General features: G+C 47.4%; 27 protein-coding genes. 23 read left to right on the forward strand and 4 right to left on the reverse strand.

From position 1 onward, the window contains the following. The first annotated feature begins 29 nt into the window (after nt 1-29). Genes Q9R25_RS01875 through Q9R25_RS01885 form a run of 3 tightly spaced genes read left to right on the forward strand, consistent with a single transcriptional unit; the run spans nt 30 to nt 6,142 of the window. Complete coding sequence (locus Q9R25_RS01875; protein WP_214691098.1) at nt 30-1,265, forward strand: FtsW/RodA/SpoVE family cell cycle protein; 1,236 nt, start codon at nt 30-32, stop codon at nt 1,263-1,265. 36 nt (nt 1,266-1,301) lie between these two features. Further along, the gene (locus Q9R25_RS01880) at nt 1,302-4,736 is read left to right on the forward strand and encodes a pyruvate carboxylase (protein ID WP_074037361.1); all 3,435 of its coding nucleotides are present in this window, start codon (nt 1,302-1,304) and stop codon (nt 4,734-4,736) included. A gap of 53 nt (nt 4,737-4,789) precedes the next feature. Beyond that, on the forward strand, nt 4,790-6,142 hold the full coding sequence (locus Q9R25_RS01885) for a cryptochrome/photolyase family protein (protein ID WP_311282735.1): 1,353 nt from the start codon (nt 4,790-4,792) through the stop codon (nt 6,140-6,142). A gap of 32 nt (nt 6,143-6,174) precedes the next feature. Here the strand turns inward: Q9R25_RS01885 and Q9R25_RS01890 are convergent, their stop codons facing one another. After that, nucleotides 6,175-7,080, reverse strand: coding sequence for a COX15/CtaA family protein (locus Q9R25_RS01890; protein ID WP_269318098.1), 906 nt, complete (start codon nt 7,078-7,080; stop codon nt 6,175-6,177). Between the two features lie 334 nt (nt 7,081-7,414). Here Q9R25_RS01890 and cyoE point away from each other — a divergent pair, with 334 nt between their 5' ends. The 10 genes from cyoE (at nt 7,415) to Q9R25_RS01940 (ending at nt 15,374) form a co-directional block, all read left to right on the forward strand. Beyond that, nucleotides 7,415-8,338, forward strand: a complete 924-nt coding sequence (cyoE, locus tag Q9R25_RS01895; RefSeq protein WP_074037356.1) for a heme o synthase — start codon at nt 7,415-7,417, stop codon at nt 8,336-8,338. 97 nt (nt 8,339-8,435) lie between these two features. Next, the gene (coxB, locus tag Q9R25_RS01900) at nt 8,436-9,413 is read left to right on the forward strand and encodes a cytochrome c oxidase subunit II (RefSeq protein ID WP_214691281.1); all 978 of its coding nucleotides are present in this window, start codon (nt 8,436-8,438) and stop codon (nt 9,411-9,413) included. Between the two features lie 38 nt (nt 9,414-9,451). Then, a complete protein-coding gene (gene ctaD, locus Q9R25_RS01905; protein ID WP_214691280.1) occupies nt 9,452-11,320 on the forward strand; it encodes a cytochrome c oxidase subunit I in 1,869 nt (622 codons plus the stop codon). Further along, nucleotides 11,321-11,947 carry a cytochrome (ubi)quinol oxidase subunit III gene (locus Q9R25_RS01910; protein WP_015881284.1) on the forward strand — a complete coding sequence of 209 codons (627 nt, stop codon included), beginning with the start codon at nt 11,321-11,323 and terminating at the stop codon, nt 11,945-11,947. It abuts the gene before it with no gap. 1 nt (nt 11,948) lies between these two features. Next, nucleotides 11,949-12,278 carry a cytochrome C oxidase subunit IV family protein gene (locus tag Q9R25_RS01915; RefSeq protein WP_031421543.1) on the forward strand — a complete coding sequence of 110 codons (330 nt, stop codon included), beginning with the start codon at nt 11,949-11,951 and terminating at the stop codon, nt 12,276-12,278. Between the two features lie 134 nt (nt 12,279-12,412). Further along, nucleotides 12,413-13,336 (forward strand): cytochrome c oxidase assembly protein, encoded by a 924-nt coding sequence (locus Q9R25_RS01920; RefSeq protein WP_159562043.1) that lies wholly within the window; start codon nt 12,413-12,415, stop codon nt 13,334-13,336. 24 nt (nt 13,337-13,360) lie between these two features. After that, complete coding sequence (locus tag Q9R25_RS01925) at nt 13,361-13,822, forward strand: DUF420 domain-containing protein (RefSeq protein WP_015881287.1); 462 nt, start codon at nt 13,361-13,363, stop codon at nt 13,820-13,822. Between the two features lie 21 nt (nt 13,823-13,843). Next, nucleotides 13,844-14,458, forward strand: coding sequence for an SCO family protein (locus tag Q9R25_RS01930; protein ID WP_159562044.1), 615 nt, complete (start codon nt 13,844-13,846; stop codon nt 14,456-14,458). A gap of 5 nt (nt 14,459-14,463) precedes the next feature. Next, on the forward strand, nt 14,464-14,736 hold the full coding sequence (locus Q9R25_RS01935) for a hypothetical protein (protein ID WP_074037351.1): 273 nt from the start codon (nt 14,464-14,466) through the stop codon (nt 14,734-14,736). A 146-nt stretch (nt 14,737-14,882) separates the two neighbouring features. Beyond that, nucleotides 14,883-15,374, forward strand: coding sequence for a cysteine hydrolase family protein (locus Q9R25_RS01940; protein ID WP_159562045.1), 492 nt, complete (start codon nt 14,883-14,885; stop codon nt 15,372-15,374). A 45-nt stretch (nt 15,375-15,419) separates the two neighbouring features. Here the strand turns inward: Q9R25_RS01940 and Q9R25_RS01945 are convergent, their stop codons facing one another. Together Q9R25_RS01945 and Q9R25_RS01950 are read right to left on the reverse strand one after the other, a co-directional pair. Continuing rightward, nucleotides 15,420-15,782: a YugN family protein gene (locus tag Q9R25_RS01945; protein WP_015881291.1), complete on the reverse strand. Its 363-nt coding sequence runs from the start codon at nt 15,780-15,782 to the stop codon at nt 15,420-15,422. A gap of 104 nt (nt 15,783-15,886) precedes the next feature. Next, nucleotides 15,887-16,642, reverse strand: coding sequence for an ATP-grasp domain-containing protein (locus Q9R25_RS01950; protein WP_074037944.1), 756 nt, complete (start codon nt 16,640-16,642; stop codon nt 15,887-15,889). A gap of 132 nt (nt 16,643-16,774) precedes the next feature. Between Q9R25_RS01950 and Q9R25_RS01955 the strand changes: the two genes are divergently transcribed. From Q9R25_RS01955 to Q9R25_RS01975, 5 genes are read left to right on the forward strand one after another with little or no spacing between them, the layout of a single operon-like run. Beyond that, on the forward strand, nt 16,775-17,224 hold the full coding sequence (locus tag Q9R25_RS01955; RefSeq protein WP_015881293.1) for a YlbF/YmcA family competence regulator: 450 nt from the start codon (nt 16,775-16,777) through the stop codon (nt 17,222-17,224). Continuing rightward, the gene (locus tag Q9R25_RS01960) at nt 17,208-17,462 is read left to right on the forward strand and encodes a YlbG family protein (protein WP_143406649.1); all 255 of its coding nucleotides are present in this window, start codon (nt 17,208-17,210) and stop codon (nt 17,460-17,462) included. Before Q9R25_RS01955 ends, Q9R25_RS01960 begins: the two co-directional genes overlap by 17 nt. A gap of 52 nt (nt 17,463-17,514) precedes the next feature. Further along, nucleotides 17,515-18,078, forward strand: coding sequence for a 16S rRNA (guanine(966)-N(2))-methyltransferase RsmD (gene rsmD, locus Q9R25_RS01965; protein WP_311282736.1), 564 nt, complete (start codon nt 17,515-17,517; stop codon nt 18,076-18,078). Between the two features lie 4 nt (nt 18,079-18,082). Then, the gene (gene coaD / locus Q9R25_RS01970) at nt 18,083-18,577 is read left to right on the forward strand and encodes a pantetheine-phosphate adenylyltransferase (RefSeq protein WP_015881296.1); all 495 of its coding nucleotides are present in this window, start codon (nt 18,083-18,085) and stop codon (nt 18,575-18,577) included. Continuing rightward, on the forward strand, nt 18,574-19,566 hold the full coding sequence (locus tag Q9R25_RS01975; RefSeq protein ID WP_214691091.1) for a SepM family pheromone-processing serine protease: 993 nt from the start codon (nt 18,574-18,576) through the stop codon (nt 19,564-19,566). Before coaD ends, Q9R25_RS01975 begins: the two co-directional genes overlap by 4 nt. Here the strand turns inward: Q9R25_RS01975 and Q9R25_RS01980 are convergent. Continuing rightward, complete coding sequence (locus tag Q9R25_RS01980) at nt 19,545-20,675, reverse strand: tRNA(Met) cytidine acetate ligase (protein ID WP_311282737.1); 1,131 nt, start codon at nt 20,673-20,675, stop codon at nt 19,545-19,547. The two genes, Q9R25_RS01975 and Q9R25_RS01980, sit on opposite strands and share 22 nt — an antisense overlap. Before the next feature lie 156 nt (nt 20,676-20,831). On the opposite strand from Q9R25_RS01980, the gene Q9R25_RS01985 reads away from it, so the two are divergent. The 5 genes from Q9R25_RS01985 to bshC all read left to right on the forward strand — a co-directional run bounded on the left by Q9R25_RS01985 (nt 20,832) and on the right by bshC (nt 24,448). Continuing rightward, nucleotides 20,832-21,359 carry a YceD family protein gene (locus Q9R25_RS01985; RefSeq protein ID WP_015881299.1) on the forward strand — a complete coding sequence of 176 codons (528 nt, stop codon included), beginning with the start codon at nt 20,832-20,834 and terminating at the stop codon, nt 21,357-21,359. A 22-nt stretch (nt 21,360-21,381) separates the two neighbouring features. Then, entirely contained in the window at nt 21,382-21,555 is a 174-nt protein-coding gene (gene rpmF / locus Q9R25_RS01990; RefSeq protein WP_015881300.1) for a 50S ribosomal protein L32, read from the forward strand. 119 nt (nt 21,556-21,674) lie between these two features. Then, a complete protein-coding gene (locus tag Q9R25_RS01995; RefSeq protein WP_311282738.1) occupies nt 21,675-22,514 on the forward strand; it encodes a ketopantoate reductase family protein in 840 nt (279 codons plus the stop codon). Then, a complete protein-coding gene (locus tag Q9R25_RS02000) occupies nt 22,508-22,867 on the forward strand; it encodes a DUF3397 domain-containing protein (protein ID WP_015881302.1) in 360 nt (119 codons plus the stop codon). The genes Q9R25_RS01995 and Q9R25_RS02000 overlap by 7 nt, the downstream gene beginning before the upstream one ends. 24 nt (nt 22,868-22,891) lie before the next feature. After that, nucleotides 22,892-24,448, forward strand: a complete 1,557-nt coding sequence (gene bshC / locus Q9R25_RS02005; RefSeq protein ID WP_311282739.1) for a bacillithiol biosynthesis cysteine-adding enzyme BshC — start codon at nt 22,892-22,894, stop codon at nt 24,446-24,448. The last annotated feature ends 74 nt before the right edge of the window (nt 24,449-24,522 follow it).

Consider the following 24,522-nt stretch of genomic DNA (forward strand, 5'->3'; position numbering starts at 1 on the left):
CGGATTGTTTTACATAAGGAAGTGAATACATGAAAACACGGTTTCGGTATTTTGATTTTGCGTTGTTTTTGTCAGTGCTCTTACTCGTCGGGCTAAGCTCCATCATGATTTATAGTGCGAGTGTTTGGAATCGTGGGGATTACGCGAATAGTAGTTTATTCTATCGCCAGCTCGTCTACGTTGGCATTGGAATCTTTGTCTATTTGATTGCGACATTGTTCCGATATGAGATGTTTCGGAAAAAAGGCATTCGCCTCGGTCTTTATGCGCTCTCTGTCATCTTGCTGTTTGTCACGTGGGCGATGCCTCCATTGAATGGGGCGAGAGCTTGGCTCATCATCGGAGGAATGACCATGCAACCGGTCGAGATTGCGAAGTTCGTTCTCATCATACTGCTTGCGAACTACTACCATGAACTATGGAATAATGAGTTGAAAGGACTCCCTGGTCGATTGGCGCGGGCCGCTATCACGAAAAAAGGGTTGCGTGCACAAATCGGCGCCTTCTTTTTAGTGCCTGTCCTCTTTTACTTTTCGTTTTATGCGATCGCAATCAATGGACAGCCGGATATGGGGGGGCTATTCGTCCTCGGTTCCATCATGTTGCTCATGTGGTTCGGTGTCGGGGCGCCGCTTCGAATTTTGATTCCAGGGATTTTAGCTGGGGTTGGTACTGTATTCGTATTGTTCACGACCATCTTTTCGGAGAATCAACGAAGTCGGATTGAAGTCGTGTTCAACCCGTTCATGGACCCGGAAGGATATGGACACCAATTGCTCATGTCGATTATCTCAATTGTACATGGTGGATTGACTGGAGTCGGACTTGGGAACAGTTTTCAAAAGTATGGATATTTGCCAGAACCAGAAACCGACTATATCATGTCGATCATTGCGGAGGAGTTAGGATTCCTCGGTGTATTGACGGTTTTAGTCCTACTCTTCTTCATCGCCTTTCGCGCGATCCATATCGCCAATCATGCGGATAGTCACTTTGCGATGTTCGTATCGTTTGGGATTGCATCACAAATCATTATCCAGACGGCCATCAACATCGGTGCGATGTCCGGTTGGTTCCCAGGGACAGGCGTAACCTTGCCACTGGTCAGTTATGGAGGAACATCGCTCATCATGATGATGGGTGTTCTCGGGGTGCTCAGTAGTATCTCGATGCGTAACCGTCATCGAGAAGCGACACGACGAGAAGAAATTCGGGTGAAGTCAGAAGAAAACGTTCAACGCTCATCGCTTCACGTTGTCAGGTAAGGAAACGAACAAACTTCATTAACGGGGGGATTTCATTTGAAACCAATTAAAAAGTTACTTGTTGCAAACCGTGGGGAAATTGCCATTCGCGTATTTCGCGCGGCGACAGAGTTAGGCATTCGAACGGTAGCTGTCTATTCGCAAGAAGATAGCGGCTCCTTACATCGCTTTAAAGCTGATGAAGCCTACTTGATCGGTGTAGACAAAAAACCGATCGATGCGTACCTCGATATCGAAGACGTGATTCGAATCGCTAAGGAGTCAGACAGTGATGCGATTCACCCAGGGTATGGTTTCCTTTCAGAGAACATTGAACTCGCACGACGTTGCCGTGAAGAGGGCATCATCTTTGTCGGACCGCATGAGTCACATTTACATGCGTTCGGGGATAAAGTACGAGCACGTCAGAGTGCGATTGCTGCGGGTCTTCCTGTCATCCCGGGTTCGGATGGACCGCTCACATCATATGAAGATGCTGAAGCATTTGCGAACGAGCACGGATTCCCGCTCATGGTCAAAGCTTCGATGGGTGGCGGAGGACGCGGAATGCGTGTCATTCGAACAGAAGCGGAAATGAAAGATTTGATTGAACGTGCAAAGTCAGAAGCAAAGCAGGCGTTCGGTTCTGACGAAGTGTACATAGAAAAACTCGTCGAACGTCCGAAACACATCGAGGTGCAAATTCTTGGGGATGAGCACGGTCACATCGTTCACTTATTCGAGCGTGACTGTTCGGTTCAGCGCCGTCACCAAAAAGTTGTCGAAGTGGCGCCGTGTGTGACATTGTCTGATGCATCGCGCCAAGCGATTTGTGATGCGGCGGTCCAACTCATGCGACACGTCGGATACGTCAACGCCGGTACAGTCGAGTTCTTGGTGACAGAGGATGAGTCGTTCTACTTCATCGAAGTCAACCCGCGCATTCAAGTGGAACATACGATCACAGAGATGGTGACGGGCTTTGACATCGTTCAAACGCAATTGATGATCGCGCAAGGTGAGTCGCTCCACGGCGATATGATTCAAATGCCGAAACAGGAAGAGATTAAACTTCTCGGTTATGCAATCCAATCACGTGTTACGTCTGAAGACCCAGGCAATAACTTCATGCCGGACACAGGGAAAATCATGGCTTACCGTTCTCCGGGTGGCTTTGGTGTTCGTCTTGACGGTGGGAATGCGTATGTCGGTGCAGAGATTTCACCGTACTACGATTCACTTCTCGTGAAATTGTCCACACATGGCATGACATTCGAACAAGCGGCCTCGAAGATGGTTCGAAACTTGAACGAGTTCCGGATTCGTGGAATCAAGACGAACATTCCGTTCTTGATTAACGTCATGAAGCACCCGAACTTTATCAGTGGAGATTACAACACGTCATTCATCGATGAGACGCCAGAACTGTTCGTCTTCCCGAAACGAAAAGACCGCGGGACGAAACTGCTGAACTATATCGGGGATGTGACAGTGAATGGATTCCCAGGTGTTGGTCTGAAAGACAAGCCGATCAGCCGTTCGGTGCGAATCCCGCACGACCTCCCGGCAGAAGCGAAGCCAGGGACGAAACAAATTCTTACAGAGCTTGGACCGGACGGCCTCGCCGACTGGATCAAACGTCAACCGGAACTGTTGTTGACGGATACGACGATGCGAGATGCGCATCAATCGTTGCTCGCGACGCGCATGCGCACACAGGATATTCTAAATATCGCCGAACCGACAAGCAAACTCATGCCAGAATTGTTCTCGGTCGAGGCATGGGGCGGAGCGACGTTCGACGTCGCCTACCGATTCTTATCCGAAGACCCATGGGTACGTCTCATGAAGCTTCGTGAGAAGATGCCGAACGTCCTAATTCAAATGTTGCTACGCGGTGCGAATGCGGTCGGATATAAAAACTATGCAGACAACGTCATCGAGAAATTCGTACACGAAGCGGCATATGCCGGAGTCGACGTGTTCCGAATCTTTGATAGTCTCAACAACCTTGAGTCGATTCAATTGGCAATCGATGCGACGCTTCCAACTGGGAAAGTGGCAGAGGCAGCCATCTGTTATACGGGAGACTTGTATGATGGTAACCGTCCGAAGTACCATCTTCCGTATTATATCGACCTCGCGAAGAAACTTGAGGCGAGTGGTGCGCATATCTTGGCAATCAAGGATATGGCAGGTCTATTGAAGCCGGAATCAGCCTATGCACTCGTATCGGCATTAAAGGACGCCGTGGACTTACCAATCCACTTGCATACACACGATGCTTCCGGTAACGGGATCTTCACATATGCTCGCGCGACAGATGCCGGTGTCGATATCGTTGACGTTGCCGCGAGTTCGATGTCAGGGATGACATCACAGCCTTCAGGTGGAAGTTTGGTTTATGCGCTCAACCACCACGAACGTCAGCCGAAAGTCGACCCGAAACAATATGAAATCATCAGTGACTACTGGCAAGACGTGCGTCACAACTATGAACCGTTTGAAAGTGATATGCGTGCATCGAATCCATCCGTGTACGAACACGAGATGCCAGGTGGGCAATATTCAAACCTCCAACAGCAGGCGAAAGCGGTCGGACTTGGAGACCGCTGGGCAGAAGTCAAGGCGATGTATGCCCGAGTCAACATGTTGTTCGGGGACATTGTCAAGGTGACGCCGTCATCTAAAGTTGTCGGTGATATGGCGCTCTTCATGGTCCAGCATAACTTGACGGAAGAAGATGTGATGACACGAGGACATCAGTTGGACTTCCCAGACTCGGTCGTCGAAATGATGCGTGGTGAATTAGGAACGCCTCCAGGTGGATTCCCGAAAGATGTGCAACAAGTCATCTTGAAAGGGGAAGAGCCATTAAACGTTCGTCCTGGTAAATTGATCAAACCGTATGACTTTGAATCGGCACGCCAAGAACTATTCGAAAAATTCGAGCGACCGGTGACGGACTTTGAACTTCTTGCTCATGCGCTTTATCCGAAAGTGTACGAAGACTATATCAAACATACAACGACATACGGGGACGTCTCAGTGCTCGACACGTTGACATTCTTCTACGGATTAAACGTCGGTGAGACAATCCAAGTTGAAATCGAGACTGGAAAAACGTTAATCATCAAGCTCGTACAAGTGAGTGCAGCGAATGAAGATGGCATCCGTCTCGTCTCGTATGAGATGAACGGGGTACCACGTGAAATCGAGATTAAAGATGTCAATGTCAAATCGGCAACGACAAGCCGTCCGAAAGTCGATCGTTCGAACGCCAAACAAGTCGGTGCATCGATGCCGGGGTCTGTCTTGAAAGTATTGGTCGAACCAGGAAGTCGAGTTCATCGTGGGGAGCAGTTACTCGTCACAGAAGCGATGAAGATGGAAACGACGATTCAAGCGGCACAAGATGGTGAGATTAAGGCCATTCATATTAAAGAAGGCGACACAATACAAAGTGACGACTTGTTGATTGAATTTGTATAATCAAAAGAAGCATAGCGCGCTATGCTTCTTTTTTGTAGATGGGAGTGGAGATCATGAGACGAGTATGTTGGTTTCGTTCGGATTTTAGACTGACCGATAATCATATGTTACACCGTGTATTGAAAGATATGGAGGAAGGCGATGACCTAGATTTCGTCTTTTGGTTGAATCCGAAATACTGTGACCCGTTCGAGGTACGGCATGACTATTTCTTCTCGACGATGCGAGCGTTCATGTATGATTTAGATGCGAAAGGGTTAGGGCTTCGCGTCCTTGTCGCAGAGACGGAGGATGCGTTCGTGAAACAGCTCGGGGAGATGGATGTGCTCTATTTTAATGCGGAGTACGTGGAACCGTTCAAACAGCGGGATGACCGTGTGATTGAAGCACTTGGTGAAGAAGTAAAAGTTGTGCGACTTCTGGATCGTCACCTGTTTCATCCCGATGCGTTCCGTACAAAAAGTGGCGATCCCTATAAAGTTTTCACCCCGTTCAAAAAAGCGGCGTATGCCGAACAGCCACCCGCACCGTATGAGGTTGATGTCGATCGTTTATCTCAGTACATCCGTTCAAAGAATGAACAACCGAGTGAACTGAAAGATCTATTCAAACGATGTAATCGTGAATGGAAAGGGCTAGGGGAAACGGAAGCGAAGAAACGATTGACCCACTTCGTCAATGATCGCATGGTCGATTATGACGAGAAGCGTGACATTCCGAGCATCGCCGGGACGAGTCGACTATCTCCTTATTTACGGACAGGTGTGTTGTCGATTCGCACCATCACCGAACAAGTGTTGTCGGCGAGACGATCAAAGGGGCGTGACACGTATTACGATGAGCTGTTATGGCGTGAATTTTATTACATGGTCATGTCAAAGTTCCACGGATTGAAAGATCAACCGTTCAATGATAAATACAAGTCACTTGAATGGGAGGACAATGAAAAGCAGTTCGAAAAGTGGTGTAACGGAGAAACGGGGTATCCAATCGTCGACGCGGCGATGCGTCAGTTGAACGAGACCGGGTGGATGCACAACCGCCTACGCATGATTGTCGCATCTTTCCTATCGAAACATCTCCTTCTCGATTGGCGAAAAGGGGAACGGTATTTCGAGCAAAAGCTGATCGATTATGAGGCAGCGTCGAATATCGGGGGATGGCAATGGGCGGCCTCAGTCGGGACGGACGCTGTTCCGTATTTCCGTATTTTCAATCCGACGACGCAATCCGAGCGATTTGACCCTGATGGGACGTTCATCCGGAAGTATGTGCCGGAGCTGAAACATATAACAGATAAATCGATTCACTTTCCTGACCCGTCAGAGCGAGACAACTATGCCATGCCAATCGTCGATCATAAAGAAGCGAGAGAGCGTGCCCTCGAACGATTTAAAGCATTGTAAACTAAAAAGCGCCGCGGCGCTTTTTAGTTTGGTTATCCGTTCATGTTTTTCAATTGTGCCCCGTCTTGTCGCGCTGTCGACCGATACGCGTGATAAGAGAGGTATGACAGGATACCGAAGTAGCACGTGATCAAGAATGCGTGAAGGAGCGGAACGTAAGTCGCGTGTCCTCCAAGAACGATCCAAGCACCTGTACCGACTTGAAGTAGGATGAAGAAAAGAGACGCCCACATACCGCGCTCAATCAATCGGTTCATTTCTTTTCGGGCAAGATAGAGTACATACAACGTGTACAAAACGAGAATACCCGCCATGATGCGATGTCCCATCTGCACATACGACTCGAACGTCCAGACGTTCTGCTCACAAATCGGCCAACCGACACATGCGTATGTAGCACCGAGGTGACGGACGTAGGCTCCTGTGTACACGACGATCATCGTATAAATTGAAAGACCGTAAAGATGAGATCTTAATCGTCTCGATACGACTTGATGTTCCTGGTCACCTTCGAATAACAGAATCGTCAAAATGAGTAACGATGCGAACGACACGAGAGAAATTCCAAAATGAAGGGCCAGGATGGCATCCGACTGTTGCCAAATGACCGCGCCCGCTCCAATGATTGATTGGATGAGCATAAAGATAAATGCGAGAAACGCAAAGATTTTCACATCGACCCGATGTTTGACCGCGATGAACGTCCAAATGGCGAGCGCAATGATGAGAAGACCTTCAATACCGGAGACTACCCGGTGACTGTATTCAATCATCGTTTCAACACTGGGATTGGTTGGGATTAATTTTCCATGACAGAGTGGCCAGTCCGTCCCACAACCATCTCCTGAATCCGTCTTCGTCACGGTTCCACCCATGATGAGGACAAGCATCATCCCGAGGGTGACAAACCCTGAGAAAAACGCGAGTTTTTTATGCATGTAATACCACCTGCTTCTAATCGAAATCCGTTAAAAAATGTACCTTGTTTATTTATATTTTTTTCGCCATACTTATTATACGGCTTTCCGTTCAAAAAACGAAATGGAAAAGCTTGCAATCGTTATCAAAAACGTTATTCTAATATTAGTAAAGCACATAAGGTGTGACAAATATCACACTATTGACACAAAAAACTCGCTATTTTACAAGCATAAAGGGCGTATTTTATAAAAAAATATGGTATCTTTGTAGAGAGTTAAGTGTATTTTGTTCATATTGTGTTTTTTCTGTGAAGAGAATGCGAGGATTTCGTGATTATGTGGGGGGGTCAGTATGACAAAAGTCAACCCAGGGATGACGGTAGATGTAGAGTATACAGAATCAACGTCATTCCGAGATTACGTCGCCTTAGCGAAAATGGGAATCGTTCGCGCCAACCTGTTGTTGGTGTTTGCAGGATTCTTCGTGGCAGCGACGTACCAGAGCGATACGCCAGTCCTTTACTTGTTTGAAGTTTGGCCACAGCTCTTATTAACGATGTTAGGAAGCGCACTCGTGATTTCGGGGAGTTGTTACCTAAACAACTTTGTGGACCGAGATATCGATTACTTAATGGATCGTACGGACAATCGACCGAGTGTAACCGGCAAGATTTCAGGAGAGAAGATTTTACTCCTTGGATTGACACAACTTGCAATCGGAACACTACTATTGCTCCTTGTATCGTACGTCGCCGCAGTATTCGGTTTAATCGGGGCATTTTTTTATGTCGTGATTTATACGATGTGGCTGAAGCGTACGAGTACGCTCAATACAGTCGTCGGTAGTATTTCGGGAGCCGTTCCACCGCTCATCGGTTGGGCAGCACTAGATCCGGCACTTCATATTGATGCGTGGCTCATGTTCCTTGTCATGTTCTTATGGCAACCACCTCACTTCCTGGCGCTCGCCATGCGACGGACGGAAGAGTATCGAGCGGCAGGCATTCCGATGCTTCCGGTCGTGAACGGATTTGCCATCACGAAACGGCAAATCATCTGGTGGATTGCGACGCTGATTCCGGCATCGCTCTTATTTATGCACTATGGTCTTGTTTACTTGACAGTCGCAGCCGGTTTAGGGGGCTACTGGTTGTATCTCGGATTGAAAGGATTCAACGCCGAGGACGAAATCAAGTGGGCAAACAAAATGTTCTTCTATTCATTAATTTATTTAGTCGTGTGGATTATCGCGCTGATTTTGACAGCACTCTGGTGATCGCACTCACTATATAGAAAACCATTACACATCATTTTGGGAGAAAGTGGGGATTGTTGTGAAATCATTTAAGAAGCTTCTGTTTGGCATCGTCCCGATGATGATGTTCGCAGTCCTGTTATCAGGTTGCGGTCAAGAGGGATTGTCTGCATTGAAGCCGATGGGAGAAGGGGCTGAGCTTCAGCTCCGCATCATTCTCATCAGTTTGGCGATCATGCTCTTCGTACTCATCATCGTATCGGTCATTTACGTGTACGTGCTCATGAAGTTCCGTCGGAAAGATGAATCGATTCCGAAGCAAGTTGAAGGTAGCAGTACACTCGAGATGATTTGGACAGTCGTTCCGATTATCCTTCTCATCATTCTCGCTGTTCCGACAATCACGACGACTGTCGAACTCGCGAAAGCGAAAGAAGCGAAAAAAGAAGAAGAAATCAACGTTACAGCTAACTTGTACTGGTGGGAATTTGAATATCCAGAAGCAGGTGTTGTGACAGGACAAGAGCTCGTCATTCCAGTCGGAAAACGAGTCGGCATCAACTTGACGTCGAAAGATGTCATTCACTCATTCTGGGTACCGGCTTTATCTGGTAAGACAGATACGAACCCAGGACTTGATAACGAAATGTGGTTACATGCAAATGAACCAGGTACTTACTACGGGAAATGTGCTGAGCTTTGCGGTCCGTCACATGCCCTTATGGACTTTAAAGTCATCGCGCTCGAGCAAGAAGAATATGATCAATGGCTCGCTGACATGAAAGCTAAGCAAGACGAGAACGGTGAGAATCTCGTCGCAGACAACACAAACTTGACTACAGGTGAGCAAGTGTATGTCGAAAGCTGCTTGAGCTGTCACGGCGGCGGTAAAGTAGCACCAAGTTTAACGAACTTCGGTGATCGTGAATGGCTCGCAGGTTACCTCGAAAACAACGAGGACAACTTGAAAGAGTGGATCCGTGACCCGCAAGAGAAAAAACAAGGGGCTCTTATGCCAGGATTCAATGAAGGTCAAATCAGCAACGAAGAATTAGATGCACTCGTTGACTTCTTGTATGAGCAGAAGATTGACTAACGGGAAAAGGGGGATTTCACGTGGCACAGACCACTGCAATGCAGCAATCGCGTAAATACAATGGCATCATGGATTGGATTACGACGGTTGACCACAAAAAAATCGGTATTTTGTATTTGTTCTCAGGAATCTTCTTCCTCCTTCTCGGTGGAATTGAAGCATTACTGATTCGTTGGCAACTCGTCAAACCAATGAACGATTTCGTCAGCGGTGAGACATTTAACCAGTTGATTACGATGCACGGGACGACGATGATCTTCCTAGCGGCCATGCCGATGCTATTCGGTTTTATGAACGCCGTCGTACCACTTCAAATCGGGGCACGCGACGTTGCGTTCCCATTCATTAATTCATTAGGTTTTTGGTTGTTCTTCTTCGGTGGAGTCATGCTTAACTTGAGCTGGTTCTTCGGAGCAGCACCAAACGCAGGGTGGACGGCTTACGCTCCACTTTCAACACAACCGGAAGCGACAGGGGTAGACTTCTACGCTCTCGGTCTTCAGATTTCAGGTTTCGGTTCATTGATGGCCGGGATTAACTTCCTCGTCACCATCTTGAACATGCGTGCGCCAGGAATGAAACTCATGCGTATGCCACTCTTCACATGGACGACTTTCGTTGCATCGGCATTGATCGTCTTCGCATTCCCACCACTTACGGTCGGATTGTTCATGTTGATGTTCGAGCGACTCTTCGGAGCTGCTTATTTTGACCCGGCACTTGGCGGGAACGTTGTCATCTGGGAACACCTTTTCTGGATTTTCGGTCACCCGGAAGTATACATCTTGATCTTACCGGCATTCGGTATTTTCTCGGAAATCATTCCGACATTTGCGCGTAAACGTCTCTTCGGTTACACGACGATGGTCTTCGCGACAATGCTTATCGGTTTCCTTGGATTCATGGTTTGGGTTCACCACATGTTCACAGTCGGTCTTGGTCCAGTTGCCAACTCGATCTTCGCTGTTGCAACGATGGCGATTGCCGTACCAACTGGTGTTAAAATCTTTAACTGGCTCTTCACACTGTGGGGCGGTCAAATTAAATTCAACGTGGCCATGCTTTACTCTGTCGCGTTCATTCCTTCATTCCTCGTTGGTGGGATGACAGGGGTTATGCTTTCAGTCGCACCGGCTGACTATCAGTACCACGACAGCTACTTCGTTGTCGCTCACTTCCACTACGTTATCGTAGGTGGGGTTGTATACGGTCTCTTCGCAGGACTTTACTACTGGTTCCCACTCATGTTCGGAAAAGCCCTTTCTGAAAAGCTTGGATACTGGCAGTTCTGGTTGTTCTTTATCGGGTTCCACTTGACGTTCTTCCCGCAACACTTCCTCGGATTGTTCGGTATGCCACGTCGAGTCTTCACATACCTCGATGGTCAAGGTTGGGATACACTCAACATGCTCTCGACAATCGGTGCATTCTTCATGGGTGTGTCAACGATTGTCTTGCTCATCGCTGTTGTGAAAGCCTTCTTGTCAAAAGACCGCGTCAAACCAGACCACTGGGGAGACGGACGTACGCTTGAGTGGACACTTCCTGTTCCGACTCCAGAGTACAACTTTGCACAAACACCACTCGTCAAAGGACTTGATACGTTCTGGCTCGAGAAAATGGCAGGCAACAAACGCGTGTCAGTCGCTGAGGAAGTTTCGGACATTCACATGCCGAATAACTCGCTCATTCCGTTCTTCATGTCACTCGGCCTCTTTATCGCAGGACTCGGTGCCATCTTCCAGATGGATAACACGGTCGTCGGTTGGTCATTGATTGGATTTGGATTAGCGATGACGTTCGTCTCGATGTTCCTACGTTCTTGGATTGACGATCACGGCTACTACATTCCGAAGTCACAAGTCGAAGCAGACTTGAAAGCGATTCGTGAGAAAGGAGAACAATAAATGGCACATGCAGTTGAAAAACACCCAGTGACCGGTATCCCGGCCAATCCAGAGAAAGCAACACTGGAAGGGAAAAATAAATATGTGGCCTTCTGGTTCTTCCTTGGTGGAGAGACAGTCCTCTTCGCCTCGCTCTTTGGAACATACGTTGGTCTCTTGAACTCTGGTGCGCCAGAGGAATTACGTTCGTATAACATTTTCGAAATGGAGCTCGTCTTCATCATGACGATGCTCCTCCTCACAAGTTCACTTACAAGTGTCCTTGCGATGATGAACATGAAGGCAAACAATCCAGGGCGTATGAAGCTTTGGTTGATTGTGACGCTCCTTCTTGGTGCCGGATTCCTTGGTGCTGAGATTTACGAGTTCATTCACTACTACCACATCGGTCACACGTTCACGTCGAGCGCATTCGGTTCAGCCTTCTATACGTTGGTTGGTTTCCACGGCGCGCACGTAACGTTCGGTCTTCTTTGGATCACGACGCTCTTGATTCGTAACTGGAACCGTCCGATCGATGTATACAATGCACCAAAGTTTTATGTATCGAGTCTATATTGGCACTTTATCGACGTTGTTTGGGTCTTCATCTTCTCAATCGTCTACCTCTTAGGGATGGTGAACTAATATGGAAAAACGAGTAATGAACGAATCTCACAAGCAGTTAGAGCTTGAAGTAAAAGCAGAGTCGAAACGTGAGTATCAGCTTCAATTAATCAGTTTCGCGATGATGATTTTACTCACATTCGTGGCATTCGGCGCCGTTTATGCGGAATTGATGCCGGTGTGGGCAGCAGGTGGTTTTTTAATCATCTTGGCGGTCATCCAAGTCTTCCTACAGTTATATATCTTCATGCATATGAATAACCGTGGGAACACGTGGATCGTTGGCATGATGTGGCTAGGTATCTTTGTTGCCATCATCACGGTCGCTGCACTCCGCTTACTCATTTGGTAATTGTGACAAAGGATTGAACATCTGTGGAAACACGGATGATTCGGTCCTTTTTCCTTTACTTCAAAAATGAATGAATAGTAATCTTGAAGTGAACGGTTTCAAAGGTTAGGGAGAGAAAGAAAAGGGGTGAACGGATGCTCTGGAATACGTCGGAGCTGCTCAATCAATTTGATTGGCTCACGTTATGGAGTCCGCTGTTCGGATTGCTCATGGTCGGGATTTATGTGTTATACGCCGTCGTGACAGAGAGAATGGCGAAGCGAGGATATGCCTCGACCACGTTATTACAAAAGTTTAGTATGTTGTTTGCGATTGTCTTGTATTACATCGGTTTTGGAAGTCCAATCGATGTCATGGCACATATCATTTTATCGGTGCATATGTTCCAAATGGTGCTCGTCTATATTTTGGCACCGGCACTCGTCGTTTACGGTCTACCGTACTGGGTGTTTGAAAAAGTACTTAGCTTCAAATGGATTGGGCCGATGTTCAAGTTTTTGACGAAGCCACTGATCGCGCTCATTTTATTCAACGCATTGTTCTCGATTTACCATATGCCGGTCGTATTCGACTACGTCTTGACGAACTACGGCGTTCACCGTATTTTCCACGGTGCCCTTGTCGTCTTTAGTTTGACGATGTGGTATCCGGTCATCGTTCCACTCGTCTCAGACGAAGAGGAAGGCATGTCCGATTTGAAACGAATGGTGTACATTATCGCCAACGGGGTCTTACTGACACCTGCCTGTGCGCTCATCATCTTTAGTCAAACGACACTCTATAATGCATACACGGACCCACAGACGTTTGCGACGGTCCTTGGATACTGTCTCCCGAATGGTGACGTTTCCGGAATTGATTTAGAGGCGTTGATGGGAGCGACGAACAGTGCGCTCGAAGATCAACGTTTCGGTGGGGTCCTCATGAAACTCGGTCAAGAGATCGTGTACGGCTTCTTCTTCGGCTGGACGTTCTTCGGCTGGGTGCGTCGGACGAAGTCACTTGCTCTTGATGAAGGCATGTCATTCACTCCGCAAGAAACAAATGAAAAAAATTAAACAGAACATAAAGGGGAAACATTGATGAACTATCTTGCCTTAATTAGTGTGTCATTCATCGTCATCAGTGCGATTCTTGTCGCCATCGGATGGGTGATTATCGCAAAAGACCGCAGCAACATCGAAAAACATAAAAAGGTGATGACGGCCGCAGCGATTGCAGCGACGACGTTCTTCATCCTTTACGTCTCGCGTACCATTTTTGTCGGTAACACGGCATTTGGGGGACCGGATTCAGTGAAGCCGTTCTATCTTGGTTTTATGATTTTCCATATTCTTCTCGCAACCACAGGTGGTATCCTCGGATTGATTACGCTCTATCTCGGTTATAAAAACAAAATCGAGAAGCACCGGAAAATCGGTCCAAAAGCGTCAGTCGTCTGGTTCTTCACGGCCATTACGGGGGTGACGGTTTACATTCTTCTCTATGTGGCATATGACCCAGGTGAAACGACGAACGTATTCCGCGCGATAATCGGAGGATGATCCATAGAGAGGGAGAGCTGTATGAAACGGAATAGCTATTTGACGGTCGGTTTGACCGTCTTGACGCTTGTCGTCATCGGAGTAGCCGTGTATTTTGTTTTCTTCAATCAAGACGACCTACCCGTCATTCAAGAGCCAACCCCGTTCACATTAACGAACGCATTAAATGAAGAGACCTATAATTCCGACAACGGAAAAGTGAAGATTGTGACGTTCTTCTATACGAACTGTCCAGATATTTGTCCGCTCACGTTACGTGATTTTATGAAACTCGAAAAAGAATTGAAAAAAGAGAACTTATACGGCTCGGACGTAGAACTCGTCGCGATCACGGTTGACCCGGATGTGGATACCGTGCCCGTTCTGAAAAATTACGGGGAAGCATTCCAAGCAGAGCCGACTGGATGGAAGATGTTGACGGGAGACCAGGTAGACATTGACCGAATCACACGTCAGCTACAGTTCTATTATTCGAAGGCGAACAGCGGACTCGTGACGCATGCGACGACGATGTACGTCATCGACCGCCATCATGATGTCCGTGCTGTCGCGCAGATGGCGACGGCAGGGGATGAACCGGTCGATATCGAATCTATCATGGAGGACGTTAAAGTGCTCGCGAATGAAAAGGAGTGATCACCATGAACGATACGATGGCTGTGATTGGGAATGACTATTCATACGGAGACGTGACGATTGCGGAACGGGCGATTGAAGATTTGATCGCGTGTAGCGCAATCGAATTCGGCTTGAAAGAAGTGAAAGTCGTCTCTCGCTCGAAAGACCACTATGATTATCAAATCATTGCACCATTAACACTCGTCGAGGCAGAGCGATTGTACCGCTATGTTCGAGACCAATTCGATTTATTGCTCGGTCAAGTCGATGTGACATTGACCGTCATTGCGGCATGATATAAGAGAGGACCCGTAAAGGGCCTCCTTTTTTATATGCTCGACGCTACGTTTCTTATGACTATATCTTCCAGAAGTGAACTTTGCTATACTAAATAGTGGAGTCGAACTAATGTTCGCTTTTTAGAAATGGAGGAGGACAAATTATGCAGAACCAAGCCTTAGTCGTTATTGACATTCAAAATGACATCACGAAAAATTACAAAGCAATCATCGACAACATCAATAAAGCGATTGATTGGGCGGTCGAAAAGAAGTTACATATCGTCTATATCCGTCATGAGAATTTATCAGCAGGGACGAGAACGTTCAAAACAGGAACGCGAGGAGCGGAATTAGCACCAGATTTGAAGCTCGCGTCCGACCACGTGTTCACAAAGTACAAGGGCAACGCCTTGACGAGCGAAGCGTTTGTGACGTTCATTGCCAAGCATCACATCGATACGTTTTATATCACTGGGGCTGATGCGACCGCCTGTGTGAAGTCGACTTGCTACAATCTGCGGAAATCTGACTATGCGGTTAGCGTCTTGTCGGATTGCATTACGAGCTACGATTTGAAAAAACTAGAAGATATGATTATGTATTATAAGAGTAAAGGTTGCGTGATCATCGAATCAAAGGACTTGTCGGCGTAAGTTGCCTAACAACGTTTAACTCGCCCATAAGAAAAACCCCTTCGCTTATGCAAGGGGTTTGACTTCTAATGTTTCTGCGAGTGCTTTTAGACGGCGCTCACAGTCGCGGACGATTTCTTCTGGGAAGACTTCATCGTATTCAACACCGTGTGGATAATAATGCTTTCCTAAAATCGGTGTAAGCATTTTGACAACAGCGTGACGATCTTCGATTTGACCTTCGATCGCGTATACAGGTAAGCGAAGATAGAATGTTTCGCCAGTCGATTGTTTCTCATATTTCATGTCATACGTGGCACGCTCGTAATCCCAAGCACCTTCACGGATGAAATGATGATGATCCATGATCGTCTCGAGCAAACCAAAACGGATTTCTTTTCCCTCGATGTGGAACTGCTCAAATTTCATCATAATCCCCCTTTTCGAATAAACCTCATATGTCATCATACCATATTCAAAAACGTTCTTGGAATAACGTGTGTTCAAATTGTGAAAAAAAGATGAACGATTAATCAGCCGAGTGAATTTAAGTATTCCTCGATTTTTTGAGGGAGTTTCACGCCAAGAGGTAGCAGTCCTTCTGATCCAAAAAAGACGTTGAATTCCAAAATGTAAAATCCTTCTTCCGTCACGATAACGTCAAACGCTGCGTGATTGATAGATAACGTGTTGGCAATCGATTGAACTTCTTTGATGACGTCTTCCGGGATGTCTTCGTACGAGAAGTTAGCCCCTTGAGCGACATTGTTTAAAAAAGCCTCGCTGACACGCCAATAGGCACCGACTACCTCTTCTCCAATCACGATGATGCGTAAGTCGCGATCATTCGGGATGAACTCTTGGACATAGAACGTATCATGATTCTCGACGTATTCTAACCAGTCTTGGTCATTTTTGATTAACCATACCCCTTGACCCATTGAGGATTTGGCTTTTTTGGCGACGAACGGGTAGTGGAATTCTTCCAACACGCGTTCAATCGTGTATGGGTTCTTTCCATAAATCAATGTCTTCGGAATCCGATGCGGATATGTCGCTTTAAAGGCGCGCGTCATCTCGATCTTGTCGTGCCCGAGGTGATAAGTCGCAGGTGATGGGAAGATTGCTTTATTCATCCCGTAGATGATGGAATTGACCATCCAATACTCAGGGAACAGGACGAGGTCGGCAGCGCGAACCTTATCGAGCTGATCGAAATAATATTCGGGTTTCGCATAATCCGTCTTGATACCGGCCGATCGGATCATATTAAAAGAAACTTTTTTCATACGTAGACGCATAGGTTGCGTCTGTTCACTTCCTTTCTACATGGAACGCCTTGCGGTCAACTTCAATTATAGTGTGGATTGCTTACATAGGGAAACAATTGTGGTAAAATCATGGCAGAAAGGGTGAGGGGTATGATAATCACTGAACAGACGATTGCCCTGCTCGATCAAACAGAAGAATTGACCGATTTGATTGAAGCAAGCGAATCGTTTCAAACATATATTCAAACGAAAGCGGCACGTCTCGCATCACAAGAAGCAAAGGAAATCGAGCGTGAGTTCTTGAAGATGAAAGAGGACTATGAGTATGTCCAGCGATTCGGAAAGCATCATCCGGACCACGACCGCATCAAAAAAGAGATGCATCTCATCAAACGTCGTCTCGATGTTCAGCCGGAAATCGCTGCGTTCAAAAAAGCGGAACGAAGCTTGGATAAGTTGTTAGGGGAAGTGAGTGAACTATTGGCTCATTCAGTCTCTCCTAAAATCAAGGTCCCGACCGGTAATCCATTCTTTGATGAAGGTGGATGTTCTGGTGGAGGTAGCTGCGGAGGAGGCGGAAGTTGTGGATGCGCCGTCTAAGTTGAATGAACGGATTGGCTTCGTCGTATACGTGAATTCCTTAAAACAAGTGAAAGCGTTAAGACGTTATGCGAATCTTTACTTTGTCTCAAAACGAGAAAAGTATGCGTTTCTTTATACTGACCTCGAAGGTCATGAAGCCGTACTCGAACAAGTGAAAGCATTGCCGTTTGTGGAAGCGGTCGTTCGAAGCGAACGCCCATTCATTTCCGAAACGTACGAGACAAAATCGAAATAAACAAAAAGATGAAGGTGGCATCACCTTCATCTTTTCTGCTGGAGGGAAAGACATGCGTGTCATATCTGGAGAACGAAAAGGGACCCGTTTAAAAGCGGTCCCAGGAACGGCGACACGGCCGACGACCGATAAAGTGAAGGAATCGTTATTCAACATTATCGGACCTTATTTTTCAGGCGGGAAAGCACTAGACCTTTACGCGGGCAGCGGTGGGCTCGGAATCGAGGCGTTATCACGAGGTTGTGACGAAGCTATTTTTGTCGATCGTCAACCGAAAGCCGTCCATACGATTCAAGAGAACTTGCGAGCGACCCATTATGAAGTAAAAGGGAGAGTATATCGTCAAGACGCCAAGGCGGTACTCGAACAACTCAAGGTTCAACAGGAACAATTCAAGCTCATCTTTATGGATCCTCCTTATCATGCGGAAGAACACGTGGCGTTCTTACAGCTGATCGATGAATCAGATTTGTTGATCGATATCGGCGTAATCGTCTGTGAACACGGTAGTGACGTGACATTACCTGAGCGGGTGGGACGATTTGAACGAATTAAAGAACAGCGATACTCAGATGTCATCACCATCAGTTTCTATGAGTACGCATCGGAGGAGTGACACGATGAAACGGATTGCGATTTGTCCGGGTAGCTTTGACCCAATCACAAACGGACATCTAGATATTATTGAACGAGCGGCGGCCATTTTTGACGAAGTCATCGTGGCTGTCCTTGAAAATTCAAGCAAAGCCCCATTATTTGATGTGGAGGAAAGACTTGGACTGATTCGAGATGTGACGACACATCTGCCAAACGTGTCGGCTGACGCGTTCGGGGGATTGCTTGTCGAGTATGCCGCAGAGCGGGAAGCGGCGACGATCGTCCGTGGGCTCCGTGCAGTCTCAGATTTCGAATACGAGCTTCAAATCGCATCAATTAACAAAAAGTTGAATGAGAACGTCGAGACGTTGTTCATGATGACGAATAGTCAATATTCGTTCCTCAGCTCGTCGATTGTCAAAGAAGTGGCGAAATATGGTGCATCGGTCAGTGAACTCGTACCGGAACAGGTTGAAATTGCCTTGCGTAAAAAGTATCAAGTGAGTTCGGGACAATGAAATCGTTAAAAATCGGTCTCGGTCTACTCGTTACAGTGCTTCTCTTCCTGTTCGTCCCACTTCCTTACTATATCTCTTCACCCGGAGCAGCGACCTCAATTGAAGAGTTCCTGACCGTCCAAGGTGGCGAAAAAGAGGATGGGGAACTGATGATGGTGACAATCTCCCAACGCCGTGCGACTCCGTTTTGGTTAGTTGAAAGTTGGGTGACCCCGTTCACGGAAGCGAATTTATCCAGTCGCTATTTATACGATGGGGAGAATGAGGCAGACTATGAACGTCGCCAACAATTATTGATGGACTCTTCTCAACAAGCAGCAATCCAATACGCCTATCAATTAGCAGCTCAAGACGTGACGGTTGATTTCGAGGGAATTTATGTATCTGCTCCGATTCCTGGGTCCCTTGCGGCCAATGTGTTGAAGCCGGGTGATGTCATCACGGCCATCGATGGGATGTCCTTTGCCACTCGCGTCGACTTTTTGAATCGCATATCGGAATTTGAGGCGGGCGATGAAGTGGAGTTGACGATTGAACGAGACGGCGAAGAACGTGTCGTGCAAACGCTCATTCAGCCGATCGATCAAAGCGGGGATCGTGTCGGAATTGGAATCTATGAACCACTTCCCGTTCAAGAAATCACGGCTGATCCTGAAGTCGATGTCGCTTTGACGAATGTCGGCGGTCCATCTGCAGGATTGATGTTCACGTTAGAAATTTATGATCAATTGACGCCAGGTGACTTGGCAAATGGAAAACGGATTGCCGGAACCGGAACGGTCGATGAGGAAGGGAATGTCGGACCTATAGGAGGTGCATGGCAGAAAATTGTCGCCGCCGACGAGGAAAGAGCGGAAGTCTTCTTTGTGCCGGCCGGTTCAAATTATGAAGAGGCGCTGGAATCACGAGACCGCCTAAACAGTGACATTGAAGTCGTCCCTGTAAAGACGGTCGAGGATGCGATTCGTTATTTAGAAGAGATGAACTGAGGGCGTTGCCGGTGCTCGATCAATGCATCATCTTGAAGCGGGAGTCGATATGCTTCGGTGACACGAGCTTCAAAATCGAGCCGGGCATCGAACTTACTGACGAGTTGCACGTCTTCCTTCACATCTCGTAACGCATGTCGTCCGAGATCGTTGAAGGCGAGCGGTCTCACGTAAGGGACTTCATCAAAGCGTGTCGGTGCCTCGACTTTTAACCAGTGAAGCAGTACGGCGACGAACGCCCGCTGAATGGCGGTACGCGTGTAGCGACGTGTCGACACGACAGCAAGTGCACGTTCGAATGAAGGCTCGACTCCCGCCTGCTTAAGACGAGGTGCGAGAGAAGCATCAATTCCTACGAGCTCCGTCAATGTGTGGAGTGGCAAGGTTCTCAGTTTGAATTGTAAGACGGGCCAATAGTGTTCCCAATGTGTCATCGGTTGTGTCCGAAACATCGCTTCAGTCGATGCCGGAACGGCACGAACTTCACCGGTGTCTAGGTAATGAGCCCGAATACCCGTTGCCGACATGACGTCCATTAAAGAAGAATCATGATAATCAGCCCCGAGCCGTTTGACTGTATGTAACTGAATCATCTTTGCTGCTTTGGCGTAATGATAGCCCAAAATGTTGTTTGGTCGCGTCAAATCAAATGAGGGATAAACGGTCCGGAAAGCTCGACTCGAAGCTTGAGCGGACGAGTGTCCTTCATGTAATGCTTCTTGAAGCGCCTCTTTGTAACGTGACGTCTCTTCGACATGTGAACGGGCTGCATGGAGGATTGCATCTATATCCCCGCTCTCACTCCCGAACGATAGCGTCTGGCAACGGAGCTGTTCAGCAATCGAGACGGAGGCTTTAGCGAAACGGTCGGCGCGTTGGACCCCATATTGGGTCGGTAGCTCGATGACAAGATCGATCGCACCGCTCTCGACGGCAGCCTTAGCCCGTTTCCACTTGTCGAACGAGGCGGGTTCGCCCCGTTGAGTGAACTGGGCACTCATGATGGCAATCATGACATCAGCTCCGGTTTCGTGACGTGCAGTTTGCGCTTGATAATAGTGCCCGTTGTGAAACGGGTTGTACTCTGCAATAATGGCCGTCTTTTGCATGATTTACTCCTTTGCATTGTCGTATGGATTGGTGTAAGATGAGTAAGTACGCTTTGGCAAAGCGCCGTCGTCAACTGATTTTAGTGTAAAGAAAAAACATTGACAAAACAAGTTGGCCTATCTATAATTCATATTGTTGCAATTGAGGTGATTCGGATGAAATGGTCTATTGCACAGCTACTTAAGCTCCGAAACCAGGGTGACGGTTTTACAATCGATGAGATGGTAGAACTACCAGAGCTAACTCAGCTCCATCCGGATATCCGTTCGATTCGCCCGGTGCATGTGCACGGGGATGCATCGTTCACATCTAATCAAGTTACATTCAATCTGAAGATTCAAGGTGACCTGACGTTGCCAGATGCGCGAACGTTAGAAGATGTCACTTATGAATTCGATATTGAATCGCTCGAGCCTTTCTTTTTGGAGAATGGGCGTTATACGGAGCAATTCGATGACGTGAATTTGCCAGAAGGAAATACAATCAGTCTTGTACCGATTGTAAAAGAGCTCATCATGTTAGACGTCCCGATGCAAGTTTATGGGAACGAAACAGACAAAACTCAGGTTGAAGGAGAAGGCTGGACGCTCACTGACGAACAGCCCGAAGCCCAACCAAAAATTGACCCGCGTTTCGCGGGACTAGCCGACCTGTTCTCGAAAAAAGAGAACGAGGAAGGTTAACTTATCAAGGAGGTGGACAACGATGGCAGTACCATTCCGTAGAACGTCGAAAACTCGCAAACGTCTTCGTCGTACTCACTTCAAACTCAACGTACCTGGTATGAACGAGTGCCCGAACTGTGGCGAAATGAAACTTTCACACCGTGTTTGCAAATCTTGCGGACATTACAACGGTAAAGAAGTAACAAGCAAATAATGCTTGAAGGAGTGACCTGTTCTCAGGTTACTCCTTTTTTGTTTGTCATTTTTGGGTCATGGTGAAAAGATGTGGTAAACTTTTTGTGCGAAAATAGTTCGAATAGGAGGAGGACCATGATGAACTCCATCAAACGAATTGGTATCATCGGAAACGGAGCGGTCGGATTATTGTTGGCATCTGTGCTCGCAGACGATTACGACGTGACGCTCTACGGAAGGATCGGGTCATCTGATCCACTTTTCATCACACGTATCGGTGTGACGGAAGGGACGGCACGTGTGTCGTTACGGTCAAGTCAGACGCTTCAGGAAACGGACGAGGATCTTTTTTTTGTCACGACGAAAGCCCATCAAGTCGAGGAAGCGACGGCCCGACTCTCGGGTAAGGTGCCCGTCTTTATTTGTTCGAATGGGATTGCCCATCTGGAATATGCGAAACGTCGAGGGTTTCATTTAGGTGTCGTCGAGCATGGGGTGACGAAGCGTGGTCATGAGGTTGAGCATCGTGGACTCGGACGGATTCGAATTGGAAGTACGTCGGGGCTCCATCCTCTATCATTTCAAGAGAGCCCACTTCACATCGTGTGGGAAGAAGATATTGAACAAGTCGTCATTGAAAAATTGTTTTCTAATGCCATCATCAATCCCATCACGGCATTATGCCGGGTCCCGAATGGAGCCCTCGCCGGCTCACCATATCGTGAAATCGCACAATCGATTTACGATGAGTTGGTGCCTTTGTTTGCGCAGCAAGTCTCATTTTCCTACATCGAGACGATTATCGAACGTACCGCACAGAATCGCTCCTCGATGTTGCGCGATCTTGAAGAAGGTCGGCCGACAGAGGTGGATGCGATTTTGAAACCGGTGATTGAGAAAGCCGAACAGATGCAGATTTCTCTCACTGTCATTCCGCTATTACATAAACTGATTCTAGGAGCGAGCGCATCGTGTTAGTGTATATCGTTTCATTTCCACTCATCTTATGGTTTATGGTGTATATGATACTTAGAAAAATTATGCCGAAATCAATCAACTCATTCAAACTCGCATGCGATGCCGGGGTCATCCTTTGGTTTTACGCTTGCAGTATTTTACTTGAGGCCATCGTCGGGACGGATATGTTGCTATTATTGCTCGCAGCCTGCTGTGCGATTTTCCCGATCAACGCGATTTGGCAGCGGATTCGTTATGAGGAAGTGTTGTTCACGAAGATGTTCGTCCATGGTTGGCGGTTACTCTTCTTGCTACTTGTTCCGACCCACGCCATTTTATTCGCAATCGGTGTAGCCCAAGGCATGATTCGTTGATTGATTGAAAGGAAGTTGTTATACGTGAAGGTAGAAGCATTTGATGCTCTATATGCATCCACATCACCGATGATCCAAATCGATCATGAATATGGTCGCTGGCTCGATTATCGAGGGATGGATGAAATCGAAAAACGTGCCGAGGAGGTCTCAGGGCGCACCTATGAGCATCTGTCGGAGCTCGTCGAGATAATAAAGGGACAACAAGAACAGTTCGGGGAACTTTCGGAAGAGTTGGAAGCAAATCTGGAGTTACTCGCTCAGCGAAAAGCGTACGTGATGGTGACTGGGCAACAGGTCGGCGTATATGGAGGACCTTTGTTTGCCGTATACAAACTGTTAGCGGTCATCAAACGGGCGAAACAGGCTGAAGCGAAATTAGGGAAACCGGTCCTTCCTGTCTTCTGGATGGCGACGGAAGATCATGACTTTGCTGAAATCAACCATGTCTTCACGACACAGGCGTTTTCGAGGACGTTGAAAAAAGATGCCTTGTCATCGTTACCGCTTGCAGGAAAAGCATCGATAGGGGACTTAGAGTTCGAACGGGTAAAGCTCGAACTTGTTCAAATGGCGCAACGTCTTCTACTGAACGAAACAGAGACACCGTATACTTCACATTTGTATCATGAGCTGATTGACCTCATTCAAGTGAGTCGTTCGTTCGCTCACTTTTTCGGTGGAATGATGCGGCGATTCGTCGGATCTGACTTTTTATTGTTTGACCCGCACGCGAAAGACGTACGGGCTCTCGAACGACCGATGTTCCGAAGTCTCATCGAGCATCATGACAAGCTCCATGAAGCGCTCGGTCATGCATATGAAGAAGGGATGCCATCGGTCGACTTGAACAGAGACGCGGCCCATCTGTTTTATCACGATGGGACACGAGAGCTGCTCACGAAGGTCGATGGGGTGTTCACGACAAAGCGAGGACATCGCTTCACTGAAGACGAACTGCTCACAGAGATAGAGGCGCATCCGGAACGTTTCTCAAATAACGTGGTCTCCCGTCCGCTCATGCAGGATTTCCTGTTCCCGACTGTTGGGTATGTGGCAGGTCCCGGTGAAATTGCCTACTGGCTCCAGCTTCGACCGCTCTTCCACGAGATGAGATGGAAGATGCCGCTTCTCTTGCCACGTCTTGGTGGGTTGATCGTGTCAAGAAATGATGAGAAGAAGCTTCGTCAAGAAAGCGTGACATTGGAGCAGTATATGAAGCGACCGCTCCCGGATCATGCATTTGACGATGAAGCGTTTGAAGAAAAGCTATATGCGTATCGGACGCTCACAGAGGCCGTCAGTCATGAGGCAGGGAAACAAGGAAGACGATTTGAGGCGAAGTCGAGACATGTGCTCGAGCGATTGGCGGATGAGATGCGTGCTGAATCGAAGCGAGAACAATATCGCTTGAATGCACGAAGGATTCATCTGTCGACCCGGCTGTTCCCGATGGATGCCCCTCAAGAGCGCATCATCTCGATGGTTCCGATATTAAATCGTCACGGACTAGACGTGTTCAAACGATTGAAACAGGTTTATGAACAATCTGATACGGAGCGATGTTTGTTCTATGTATAATCTTTTTTTTGAGAGCTCTTGACATTTGTCGAGAGCTTTTTTTCGTTGTTACCTTTTTGTTTCCTCTTTTCACT

Origin of the sequence: Exiguobacterium sp. BG5(2022) (assembly GCF_031844365.1) — a bacterium.
GTDB lineage: Bacteria > Bacillota > Bacilli > Exiguobacteriales > Exiguobacteriaceae > Exiguobacterium > Exiguobacterium profundum.